Origin of the sequence: Polaribacter sp. (genome assembly GCF_036480315.1) — a bacterium.
In the GTDB taxonomy this organism is placed as follows: domain Bacteria; phylum Bacteroidota; class Bacteroidia; order Flavobacteriales; family Flavobacteriaceae; genus Polaribacter.
This window is the reverse complement of sequence record NZ_JAZGGG010000061.1, coordinates 1-12,260: the sequence shown is the minus strand read 5'-3', so window position 1 is coordinate 12,260 and position 12,260 is coordinate 1. Positions and strand designations below refer to the sequence as shown.

The following is a 12,260-nucleotide window of genomic DNA, read 5'->3' as shown; positions in this document are numbered from 1 at the left end:
AGGTTTTAAGACTAGAATACTCTCAAAATTAACCTCATTAACAATTATTCAATTCATTAATAAGTTTACTTTTGATAGAAATATTAACAACTTAAAAATTAGTATTATTTAAATGCAAAACGGGTATATTTAATAATTTTTTAGCCAATTCTTTCCCTAATTCTACACCAAATTGGTCATAGCTATAAATATTCCATAAAATACCTTGCGTAAAAATTTTATGTTCATATAAAGCGACTAATTTACCTAAAGAACGTGGTGTTAGTTTATCAAAAAGGATTGCATTACTTGGTCTATTTCCTTCAAAAACTTTAAAAGGTAATAGTGAAGCAATTTTATCTTCATCACCAGAAAATTTTAATTCTAAATGAACTTCTTCTTCACTTTTACCAAAAGCTAATGCATCCATCTGTCCATAATAATTTGCCATTAGTTTTTTATGATGATCTGTTAAACCATATAAAGATTCTTTATAACCAATAAAATCTGCAGGAATCAATTTTGTTCCTTGGTGCACCAATTGCATAAATGCATGCTGCATATTTGTACCTGTACTTCCCCAAACAATGGTTCCTGTTTGGTAGTCTATTTTATCTCCATTTCTATCTACACCTTTTCCATTACTTTCCATAATAGCTTGTTGTAAATAGTCTGGCAACTTCTTTAAATATTGAGAATAAGGCAATACGGCTTCTGTTTCTGCTTCATAAAAATTATTATACCAAATACTTAATAAAGCTAAAATTACAGGAATATTTTCATTGAAATCGGTACTCCTATAATGTAAATCCATTTCTTCAGCACCGTCTAATAAAGCTCTATAATTATCGAACCCTACAGATAAACTGATTGACAAACCAACTGCAGACCAAAGAGAAAAACGACCACCAACCCAATTCCACATAGGAAAAACATTTGCTTTGTCAATACCAAAATTATCTACTGCTACTAAATTTGTTGATACTGCCACAAAATGTTTTGGTATATCAAAAATAGTTGCCGATTTTAAAAACCAATTCTTAAGTGTTTCAGAATTTGTAATGGTTTCCTGTGTTGTAAATGTTTTTGATACAATTACAAACAGCGTTGTTTCTGGATTTAGTTTCTTCATTATTTCAGAAACATGATCTCCATCTACATTAGATACAAAATGTGTTGTTAATTGATTTTTATAGTATTGCAAAGATTCTACAATCATATCTGGTCCTAAATCTGAACCACCAATACCAATATTAACAATATCTGTAATAGATTTCCCTGTATAACCTTTCCATTTTCCAGAAATAACTTTATTACTAAAACTTCTAATTTTTCTTAAAGCAGATTGTATTTGTGGCTTAATATTTTTACCCTCAACCAAAACCGGTTCTTCAGAATTGCTTCTTAAAGCGGTATGTAAAACTTCTCTACCTTCAGTAACATTAATTACTTCACCAGCAAATTGTTTTTCGACAGCATCTTTTAAATCAACTTCTTTTGCCAATTCAACTAACAAGGAAATTGTTTCTTCAGTAATTCTATTTTTTGAAATATCTACTAATAAATCGCCAAATTCTAAAGAAAAGTCTTTTTGTCTTGATGCTTTTTTATACAAATCTTTAATGTTAATATCTCTATTTTCATTAAAGTGATCTGTTAATTTTTGCCAAGCATTTGTTGTTGTTGGATTGATATTTTTTAATGCCATTTTTTTTAATTTTGAACAACATTTTCTATTACCGGTTGCTCTGGTACGGAAAGTTGATTATGATCTAGTTGATATTTTAAAGGTTTTACAAACTCTAAATAATGAGGTTTTAAGGTTTTATTTAAAGGTTTTGCCGCTGGTAACTTTTCTTTAAATGGATCTACTTCTTTCCCATTTTTCCAAAAACGATAACATACATGATTTCCAGAACTACTTCCAGTAGAACCTACATAACCAATAACATCTCCTTGTTTTACAAAATCGCCAACTTTAGATTTTCTTCTGCTCATATGAAAATACTTCGTTGTAAAAGTACTATTATGTTTTACAGCTACGTAATTACCATTACCACCTCTTCTTCTAGATTCTACAACGGTTCCATTTGCCGTAGACATAATTGGGGTACCATTAGACGCAGCAAAATCGGTTCCTCTATGCGCTTTAACTCTATACCCATAATGTGCAATTCTTCTTTTTAGATTGTATCTTGAAGAAATTCTATATTGAAACTTTATTGGTGATTTTAAAAACTGACTTCTTAACATGTTTCCATCAGTATCATAATATTCTGTAATTCCTTTTATAGAATCTGCTAAATACCTATATGCATAAAAATCTTCTCCTCTATGGTTAAAAACAGCAGCTTTCACTTCACCATAACCAGCAAAAAGATTGTTTTTAATATATTTTTCTTCAAAAATAATTTTGAAAGAGTCTCCTTTTTGAAGTTTATAAAAGTCTAAAGTCCAAGCATAAATGTCTGCAATAGTATTTGTTAAATTTGGCGACAAATGCAAACTATCCATAGAATTAGACAAGCTTGAATAAATTTTACCTTCAATAATTTTCTGAACTGTTTTAATTGGTTGTAAATATGTATGTGCTTTAATTATTGAATCTGAAAAATCTACTACTGTTGCTCTAATTTTATTATTTTTATAAATAAAAACTTGCGCTTTTTGTATAGAATCTTTACTCGCTAGAATAGTATATGGCTTTCCCGCTCTAACTCTTCTTACATCAAAAGTTTCTTTAATCTCTCCAGCAATTTTATTTATTTTAGGAAAATTAACATGATGCCTATCCAATATTTCTCCAAAGCTTTCTCCACTTTTAATAGTATCTTGTATTAGAACAAAATCGTCTATGTTATATCCATACCTAAATTCTGGCACAGGAATAATTTCTTTAACAATTACAGGGATTTTTTCTTCATTTTTACAAGAAGAAAAAGCGAGGGCAAAAATTAAAAGGTGGATTATATTTTTCAAGGAATTGTACTATTGAGTATGGTCTTCAAAAATACAAATAAAATTGATTTATTCTAACTCTATTAGAGGAAGTTCCTATAACGGTTTCGTTAAAGTTTTAATAATTATTTTTTAGCAAAATCGTTTGCCAAACCTTTATAACTTTCTAAATCTGCTCTTAAAGAACCAACAGATAAATCTGCTTTCATCTTAATTGGTATTTTATTGGCATCATCGGTGATCCAAATAGTAACACTTTCTTGTGCTTTAAAGACTCTACCAGACTGAACTAAAGGTCTAAAAATTAAAGAATTCACTTTACCAAATTTTGTTTTTAAAACCTCTCTACCTAAAAAACGGAGTTTAAAAGGATATATTTGAGAATCCATAAACATATCAATAGCTATTTCATCTCCTTTTTTGAATTCTTTAACATCTTGGTTTCTTAAATAATAGAATGAAGACATCATATCTTGCACGTTTAATATTGCTACAGAAGTATCTTTTTGTTTTATAAAATCTTGAACATACGCTTGGTTAGAATTGTAGTTAAATGTAGTTATTCTATGTTTTTTATAACCTCCTTCATCAATTTTTCTTCTAAATTGATAAGGTTTTACAGTCTCTTTTTCAAAATAAGATTCATAAACATCATCAACTTTAAAAAACCATTTTATCATACCAGAAGTCCAACCAGATCCTTTAGTATAAAAGACTTTTTTACCGTTAAAATCTTTTTCAGTTATTTCTAAAACAGCAGTTCCTGCTCTTAAAAAACCGCTATAACTCATTTTATAACGAAGTGATTCTCCGCTTTTAAATGCTTTCTTTTTTTCTTGACTAGAAATAGAAAAGACTGTGGTTAAAATTAAAAATAATAGTATCTGATTCTTCATAATTCTCAAACTTATAAAAAAGTAATGACAATTACCGTTCCAAAACAAAAAAAATCGTTTACAATTATTTTGTAAACGATTTTTTAATAGAACTTTATGATTTACTTTTTTTACAAAATTGACAACATTTATGAAAATTAAATATAGTAATTATAATAACTTTTTTTTAAAAAGTACCCCAGTTCTTTAATTCATCTTCACTCCACAAGTAAGGAAAAAATATTCTTCTTTGATATTTTGGGTGCATATATTTACGCCAATTACTACCACCTGTAGCTTCTAAATCTTTATCACCTCCGCCTAAATACTTTCCTGCCGCGTTATAATGTGCTAATACCCATTTTACGTTTACAGTATAATCATAATGACGCATTGCTTTAATTAACTCTTCGTTTTGCTGAATTTCTTCAGGTAATTGTTTAAACTTTTTAGATAAATTACAATCGTTATAATCTTCCATGAAATCTATAAAATCTCCCATGTATTTTTTTTCAAAAAGTTGAATTAAGATTGATTTATCTCCCGTTTGATGGTTTTTCCCAGCGGCTTGCCAATACAAATGTTCAAACGCATTTTTGAATGATGAATTTCTATCAATTGTATCTCTAAAGCGAACATCAATTAAATTTATTAACTCTGTAGATGCAAATTCAATTTTTCGATATTGAGCACTTTGAAACCCACTTGCTGGCGCCAATGTATTTCTAAATTTAAGATATTGTTCAACATCCATTCCGTCTCCCATAACATCAAAAGAACTACAAAGCATATCAAAATACCTACTTATTCTCATTAAGTGTTTAGAAAATTTTTCTGCAGTAATTTCTTTTTTAGAAAGCGAAATTTGATCAATTTCCCATAAAATCATTTTAAACAACAATTCATTTACTTGATGATACATGATAAAAACCATTTCATCTTTTTCTGTTGTTCTAGGAATTTGTAATCCTAATAAAGCATCTGTTTGTATATAATCCCAATATGTTGTTGGTGTACTATGTAATAAACCTTCTAACATTGTATTTAATGGAACACCTAACTTTTCGTATTTTTCTTCTATTGCTTTTAAAATTTCGTCTTTACTCATTTTATATTTTTATTGATTAAAATTTACTTTTTTGACTGATAAAAAATAAATTCTATGAAAAAGGCGATTTTATATTCTTAAAACTTCTATTCATTTTTTTGTGGAAAAAAATTAAAAGAGTCAAAATTGAAGGCTTTCATCTTGTTTATTGACTCTTAATTTTTGTGTTAATTTTATAAAGTTCCTCTTTTTTCTTGTTCTCTTTCTATAGATTCAAACAAGGCTTTAAAGTTTCCTGCTCCAAATCCACGAGCTCCCATTCTTTGAATAACTTCAAAAAATAAAGTTGGTCTGTCTTCAATTGGTTTTGTGAAAATTTGTAATAGATACCCTTCTTCATCAGCATCAATCATAATACCTAAACCTTTTAGTTTTTCGATATCTTCTCTTAATTCATGACTAAATTCTTCTAATCTTCCAGGAACTGATCTATAATATTCTTCTGGTGGTGTAGATAAAAACTCTACTCCATTTGCTTTTAATTGAGAAACTGTTTTTATAATATCATCGGTTGCAACTGCAATATGTTGCACTCCTGAACCTTCATAAAAATCTAAATATTCTTCAATTTGAGAGCGTTTTGCAGCTTTTGCAGGCTCGTTTATTGGAAACTTAATTCTACCATTTCCGTTAGACATTACTTTACTCATTAATGCTGAGTATTCTGTATGGATTTGTTTGTCATCAAAAGATAAGAAATTTTCAAACCCCATAACATCTTCGTACCATTTCACCCAAACATCCATTTGATTCCAACCTACATTACCAACCATGTGGTCTATAAACTTTAAACCTGCACTTGGTGGATTGTAATCTGATTCCCATTTTTCAAAACCAGGTAAAAATGCACCTTTGTAGTTTTTACGCTCTACAAACATATGCACCGTTTCTCCATAAGTATAGATTCCTGCTCTTACAACTTCACCATGCTCATCTGTTTCTACAGTTGGTTCCATGTACGATTTTGCTCCACGTGAAGTAGTTTCTTCATATGCTTTTCTAGCATCTTCTACCCAAAGTGCAATAATTTTTACACCATCGCCATGTTTTACAATATGATCGTTTATTGGTGACTTGCTATTTAGTGGAGTTGTTAGCATCAACTTAATTTTATCTTGTGTTAATACATAGCTCACAGAATCTTTTGCGCCAGTTTCTAATCCACGGTACGCATGCGATTGAAACCCAAATGCTGTTTTATAAAAGTGTGCTGCTTGTTTTGCGTTACCAACGTAAAATTCTACGTAATCTGTTCCTAAAAGTGGAAGGAAATCTTGTGCTCCTTCAAATATTTTTTCTAAACCGTAGTTTACTGATTTTATTTCTTTTTTACTCATGTTTGTTTATATAGTAGAAAGAAAAGAGATGCAAGAAAAGAGACTTTTAGAGCTTATTTTGAAAGCTCATTGTCATTTTTTGAAATTCTTGAATCTTTAATTCAATCTTTGTTAATTGTTCTTTTGTGATATAATTTCTTTTAAATGCTATTATTAATTGAGTTTCAAGTTCGAAAGAAGAACCTAAAGCAATATCAATAAAATGAGAAAAGGATTTATCTGTTCTAGACGAACCTTCTGCAATGTTACTAGGAATAGAAACTGAACATCTACTAATTTGAGGGATTAATCCAAATCTTTCATCTTTTGGAAAACCTTGAATAATAGTATAAACATCATCTACAATTTCAATTCCAATTTCCCAAATCTTTAAATTCTTATTTTTATGTCTTTTTCTCTTCTCCAACCTATTTATTCTATCCTATTTTCTCTCTTTTCTCTAAACTACTCCAACCAAGATTTAAAATAATCTTCGTCAGCAATTTTCATTGCTTCTTCTGTAACTTCTAAAGGTTTAAAAGTATCTACCATTACAGCTAATTCTTCTGTTTTTGTTTTACCAATACTTCTTTCTGCAGCTCCTGGATGTGGACCATGTGCAATTCCTGCTGGATGTAAAGAAATATGACCTGCTTCTACATCATTTCTGCTCATAAAATCACCATCTACATAATACAAAACCTCATCTGCATCTATATTACTATGGTTGTATGGGGCCGGAATTGACAATGGATGATAATCATATAAACGAGGCACAAACGAACAAATTACAAATGCTGCTGTTTCGAATGTTTGATGAATTGGTGGTGGTAAATGAATACGCCCTGTAATTGGTTCGAAATCGTGAATTGATAATGCATACGGATAATTAAACCCATCATAACCTACTACATCAAAAGGATGTGAGGCATAAACCATATCGAAAATTTCATCTTTCTTTTTTACTTTGATTATGAAATCTCCGTTCTCGTTATTCGTTTCTAACTCGTATGGTCTGCGAATATCGCGCTCACAATAAGGTGAATGTTCTAATAGTTGTCCGAACCAGTTTCTATATTGTTTTGGCGTGTAAATTGGCGAATGAGATTCTACTATAAATAGTCTATTGTCTTCTGTATCGAAATCTATTTTATAAATAATTCCTCTTGGAATAATAAGATAATCTCCGTATTTGAAGTCTAAATTCCCATAGATTGTTCTTAACTTTCCAGCTCCTTTATGGATGAAAATCATTTCATCGGAATCTGTATTCTTATAAAAATAGTCTGTGGTAGATTTTCTTGGTGCAGCTAATGCAATGTGACAATCTGAATTTGTCAACACAATTTTTCTACTCTCTAAATAGTCATCTTCTGGCGCTACTTGAAACCCTCTTAATCTATAAGATTGAATATTGTTCGCTTTGGCAATTTTCGGTTTTACGGAATATTTTTTGCGGATTTCTTTTACCTGCGTAGGTCTTTGTTCGTGATACGAATTGGTAGACATTCCGTCAAAACCAACGGTACCAAATAATTGTTCGTAATATAAACTTCCGTCTTTTTTACGGAATTGTGTGTGTCTCTTTGGTGGAATTTCTCCTAATTTATGATAAAAAGGCATCTTACTAATATATTAATGAGTTAATAAATACAATGTAACAATTTGGCGTTGGCATAGGATTGCTACATTTTTACATTGAAAAACTGATACATTAAACCCTTATTCAGGATTTCGTTTTATTAAAAATTTTAAGTGTAATAATAAGTCTAAATACATTTTTAGAGCTTTTAAGTTGGTTGCTCTACAAATATACAGAAAGTTTTTCAGTGATTTTTAACTTTCAGGAGCTAGTTCTATTTCTAACCCTTCAAGTTCTGGAGTTATTGCTATTTGGCAACCTAATCTACTATTGTCTTCAACGTGAAAGGCTTCTGCTAACATCATGTCTTCATCAACGCCCATTTCTGGTAATTTGTGATCTGATTTAACGTAGCATTGGCAAGATGCACACATTGCCATTCCGCCGCAAATACCAATGGTTCCTTCAGGAGCTAGTTCATACGAACGTACAACTTCCATTAAATTCATTGCCATATCTGTTGGCGCTAGAATTTCGTGAAGTGTTCCTTCTCTGTCTGTAATTTTTATGGTGATGTCTGGGTTGTTCATTTAAATGAAAGAGTTTACACCACTTAAAAGTTGGTCAACAGGAATTAAAACAACAAAAGCAATAAGAATAAAAACTATAATCTTCACAATTGTAGAAGTAGAGCTTTTAGTAATAATTAATTCTGAATCATTACTATTTGATTGTAGTAAAATATCCTTTGTTTGATAAATTGGGTTATCTAGTTCATCTTTTAAAGTATTACTTTTTGAGATTCTATTGTGATAAAATAGTAAAATATAAACTAAAATAGATGACCCTAAACTAAATACTAATAAAGCTTCTAAATCTAAACCGTATTCATAAGGACTAAAATGTATTAAATTTAAAGCTTTCATAATTCTAATTTTTATCTAAAATACGAAAAAATATTTAATGAGATTCCTCTTCATTCTTCGTTTGGAATGACAGGATTCGATTACTCAATCTTTTTAACTACCGCTTTTGGTGCTTCTTTTCTCGTTCCATCAAAACCATCTACACCACCAACTGTTGTGTATTTCATAACATATTTTTTATCTGGAAAAATACGTTTATACGCACTTTGACACATTAAGGTTGCTTCGTGAAAACCACATAAAATCAATTTTAGTTTTCCTGGATAGGTATTTACATCTCCAATGGCGTAAATTCCTGGAATATTCGTTTGATAATCTAACGCATTATTTACTTTAATGGCATTTTTCTCTATTTCTAATCCCCAATTTGCTATTGGACCTAATTTTGGAGACAATCCAAAAAGCGGAATGAAATGATCAGCTTTTATAGTAAATTCTTCCCCTCCGTTTTGCACTACAGAAACTCCTTCAACTTTATCTGTTCCTATAATTCCTTTAACTTCTGCGGGCGTAATCATGGTAATTTTACCAGCGTCTTTTAATTCTTGCACTTTATCAACTGAATCTAAAGCACCTCTAAACTCGTTTCTTCTGTGAATTAATGTTACTGAAGAAGCTACATCAGTTAAGAATATTGACCAATCTAATGCAGAGTCTCCACCGCCAGAAATAACTACTTTTTTATCTCTGTAAAATTCAGGGTCACGAATTATGTATTCAACTCCTTTATCTTCAAAATCTGCAATGTTTGGAATTGGTGGTTTTCTTGGTTCGAAAGAACCTAATCCGCCAGCAATAGCAACTATTTTTGCATGATGTTTTGTTCCTTTATTCGTAGTTACAATAAAGGTTTCGTCTTCTTGTTTTTCTATCGTTTCTGCACGTTCACCTAATGTAAAACCTGGTTCAAATTGTTTAATTTGCTCCATTAATTTATCAGTTAAATCGCCCGCTAAAATTTCTGGATATGCAGGAATGTCATAAATAGGTTTTTTGGGATAAATCTCTGAACATTGCCCACCTTGTTGCGGTAACGCATCAATTAAATGACAACGGAGTTTTAATAAACCTGCTTCAAAAACAGTAAAAAGACCTGTTGGTCCTGCTCCAATAATTAAGATATCTGTTGTAATCATTTTTATTTTATTAAAAAAACTCACAAAATAGTAATCTTGCGAGGTCTTTTATATGTTTATGAGTGCGTTAGGGATTGAAGCGGCATCCTTTTTTATTGTCAGTACGAGTAAATTTGTGAAGAATGAACAAATTTGTATCGAGAACAAAATAAAAAAGATATAGCGAAAAGCCCGACCTTTAGGTAACGCCCAAAATTATATTATTATAAATGTTTAAAAACTGATTTTTATCAGTCTATGTAACATTTACTACTTCTTGAATTTGAGGAGCGTACTTTTTTATAGTAGCCTCTACTCCATTTTTAAGTGTCATTTGGTTTACTGAACATCCTGTACAAGCACCTTCTAATTGTACGTTTACAATATTATCTTCTATAAACAAGAGTTTAATATTACCACCATCACTCATTAAGAAAGGACGAATTTCTTCTAACGCTTTTTCTACATTATCTAATGTTTCTTGTGCTGTCATAAAATTAAATTATTTTGTACTACAACCGCTCATAGTAGTTATTCTAACTACTTCTGTTGGTGGTAAATTTGCGTTTCTTTTTAATAGTTCTGAAACCATTTCTTTAGTAATATCATTAAAAGACTTCTCTAAAATGGTTCCGTTTTGTAAAGCTACTGGATGACCAACATCCCCAGATTCACGTATACTTTGTACTAAAGGAATTTCACCTAAAAACTTGGTATCTATATCTTCAGCAAGATTTTTTGCTCCATCTTTTCCAAAGATATAATATTTATTTTCTGGTAATTCTTCTGGTGTAAAATACGCCATATTTTCAATGATTCCTAAAACTGGTACATTGATGTTTGGTTGTTGAAACATGGCAACTCCTTTTTTAGCATCTGCCAATGCAATATTTTGCGGTGTACTTACAATAACTGCCCCGTTTATTGGTAAAGCTTGTACTATTGATAAGTGTACATCTCCAGTTCCTGGAGGTAAATCGATTAAAAGAAAATCTAGTTCTCCCCAATTTCCATCAAAAATTAATTGATTTAATGCTTTTGAAGCCATTGGACCACGCCAAATTACTGCTTGACCTGGATCTGTAAAAAAACCTAAAGACAATAATTTTACTCCGTAATTTTCTACAGGTTCCATTTTTGAACGTCCATCTACTTTTACAGAAAGTGGTTTTGCTTTTTCTACATCGAACATAATATGTTGCGATGGCCCGTAAACATCTGCATCTAATACACCAACGTTAAAGCCCATTTTTGCTAATGAGATTGCTGTATTTGCTGTAATGGTAGATTTACCAACACCACCTTTACCAGATGCAATTGCAATAATATTTTTAATATTAGGTATTTCTTTTCCACGAATTTGATTCGGGTTTTCTTTAGCTGCAGGTTTTTCTACCTTTACATTTACTTTTACAGTAATTTGTTCGCTAACGTTTGTTTTAATTGCTTTTGCAATTTCGCCTTCAATTTTCTTTTTTGCTTGTAAAGTTGGGTTACTTATGGTAACATCAACCTCTACTTCGTCTCCAAAACTGACTACGTTTGTTATATTCTTATTTTCCACCAAACTTTTTCCTTCACCAGGTGCAGTAATGGTTTCTAATGCTTTGTATATATCTTGTTTTTTAAAACTCATTTCGAGATTCTAATTAGGATTAATTCTAAATTACAAAGATACTTTTAAAAATACTTTTAAGGAAATAATAGTAATCAATACTGTTATAAAAAATAGCTTAAAACTTTAAAAACAACACTTTATACGGGTTTTAATTTTTTTAATTATATTTGCTATATAAAATAACCCCCTATATTATGAAAAAAGCAAACGCCCTAACGTGTGCAGCACTATTATTATTACTTACTTTTAATTATCAATCAACTTTTTCTCAAGACATTGTAGCACTAAATACTGTTACAAATCTATCGTCTAAATCTTACGCAGCATTTAATAGCATTGTTTTAGAGTCTGCTACTTTAGAAGATGGTAAATACACCTACGACTTTAAAGAAAAAAAGATTTTAGTAGAAATTAAAAACGGTTTTTATAATGAATACCATCCTGAAAAGGAGTATATTAAAGCTAAAATTGATTGGATAACAAAGTTTAAATACAAACTTACTATTATTAGTCTTAAAAAAAAGAATGCTCCTTTAAAAGTTGGTAGCATACTTAATGGTGAAATTATAAAAATAAAAGGAAATGAATATTTTTATACCATTCTTTTGAATAATAAAACCGGAAAAGGAAGCTTTAAAAAAGTTAATTAATAAAACTACCTGTTGTGCATTATAAAAAAGCTGTTCATTGATTAAGAGAATCGTATATTTAATTGAATTTCAAACATTTAAATAGATGAACAGCTTTAGAGCAAATTACGAGAAAATTTTAGAGGTATTAAAG

Annotated in this window: 13 protein-coding genes and 1 pseudogene; 2 read left to right on the top strand and 12 right to left on the bottom strand. The window is 30.2% G+C overall.

Annotated elements, in window-relative coordinates; genetic code table 11:
- Positions 1–112 (top strand): annotated as a pseudogene (locus V3V28_RS13035) (IS982 family transposase); the annotation flags it as partial.
- Here V3V28_RS13035 and pgi read toward each other — a convergent pair.
- From pgi to V3V28_RS12975, 12 genes are all read right to left on the bottom strand, one after another.
- Positions 92–1,687: a glucose-6-phosphate isomerase gene (pgi, locus tag V3V28_RS13030; protein WP_331365450.1), complete on the bottom strand. Its 1,596-nt coding sequence runs from the start codon at positions 1,685–1,687 to the stop codon at positions 92–94. The pseudogene V3V28_RS13035 and the gene pgi overlap by 21 nt on opposite strands.
- Before the next feature lie 5 nt (positions 1,688–1,692).
- Positions 1,693–2,958: a peptidoglycan DD-metalloendopeptidase family protein gene (locus tag V3V28_RS13025; RefSeq protein ID WP_331365449.1), complete on the bottom strand. Its 1,266-nt coding sequence runs from the start codon at positions 2,956–2,958 to the stop codon at positions 1,693–1,695.
- Positions 2,959–3,062: 104 nt separating this feature from the next.
- Positions 3,063–3,833: a DUF3108 domain-containing protein gene (locus tag V3V28_RS13020; protein ID WP_331365448.1), complete on the bottom strand. Its 771-nt coding sequence runs from the start codon at positions 3,831–3,833 to the stop codon at positions 3,063–3,065.
- A 166-nt stretch (positions 3,834–3,999) separates the two neighbouring features.
- A complete protein-coding gene (locus tag V3V28_RS13015; protein WP_331365447.1) occupies positions 4,000–4,920 on the bottom strand; it encodes a tryptophan 2,3-dioxygenase family protein in 921 nt (306 codons plus the stop codon).
- 173 nt (positions 4,921–5,093) lie between these two features.
- Positions 5,094–6,257, bottom strand: coding sequence for a 4-hydroxyphenylpyruvate dioxygenase (gene hppD / locus V3V28_RS13010; RefSeq protein WP_331365446.1), 1,164 nt, complete (start codon positions 6,255–6,257; stop codon positions 5,094–5,096).
- A gap of 46 nt (positions 6,258–6,303) precedes the next feature.
- Positions 6,304–6,663, bottom strand: a complete 360-nt coding sequence (locus V3V28_RS13005) for a four helix bundle protein (protein WP_331365445.1) — start codon at positions 6,661–6,663, stop codon at positions 6,304–6,306.
- Positions 6,664–6,701: 38 nt separating this feature from the next.
- The gene (locus tag V3V28_RS13000) at positions 6,702–7,859 is read right to left on the bottom strand and encodes a homogentisate 1,2-dioxygenase (RefSeq protein WP_331365444.1); all 1,158 of its coding nucleotides are present in this window, start codon (positions 7,857–7,859) and stop codon (positions 6,702–6,704) included.
- 213 nt (positions 7,860–8,072) lie between these two features.
- Positions 8,073–8,408: a ferredoxin gene (locus tag V3V28_RS12995; RefSeq protein ID WP_331365443.1), complete on the bottom strand. Its 336-nt coding sequence runs from the start codon at positions 8,406–8,408 to the stop codon at positions 8,073–8,075.
- The gene (locus tag V3V28_RS12990) at positions 8,409–8,744 is read right to left on the bottom strand and encodes a hypothetical protein (protein ID WP_331365442.1); all 336 of its coding nucleotides are present in this window, start codon (positions 8,742–8,744) and stop codon (positions 8,409–8,411) included. It lies immediately after the preceding gene.
- Positions 8,745–8,824: 80 nt separating this feature from the next.
- Positions 8,825–9,880: an NAD(P)/FAD-dependent oxidoreductase gene (locus tag V3V28_RS12985; protein WP_331365441.1), complete on the bottom strand. Its 1,056-nt coding sequence runs from the start codon at positions 9,878–9,880 to the stop codon at positions 8,825–8,827.
- Between the two features lie 235 nt (positions 9,881–10,115).
- Positions 10,116–10,352: a NifU family protein gene (locus tag V3V28_RS12980; RefSeq protein WP_331365440.1), complete on the bottom strand. Its 237-nt coding sequence runs from the start codon at positions 10,350–10,352 to the stop codon at positions 10,116–10,118.
- Between the two features lie 9 nt (positions 10,353–10,361).
- A complete protein-coding gene (locus tag V3V28_RS12975) occupies positions 10,362–11,495 on the bottom strand; it encodes an Mrp/NBP35 family ATP-binding protein (RefSeq protein WP_331365439.1) in 1,134 nt (377 codons plus the stop codon).
- A 176-nt stretch (positions 11,496–11,671) separates the two neighbouring features.
- Between V3V28_RS12975 and V3V28_RS12970 the strand changes: the two genes are divergently transcribed.
- A complete protein-coding gene (locus V3V28_RS12970; RefSeq protein ID WP_331365438.1) occupies positions 11,672–12,127 on the top strand; it encodes a hypothetical protein in 456 nt (151 codons plus the stop codon).
- The last annotated feature ends 133 nt before the right edge of the window (positions 12,128–12,260 follow it).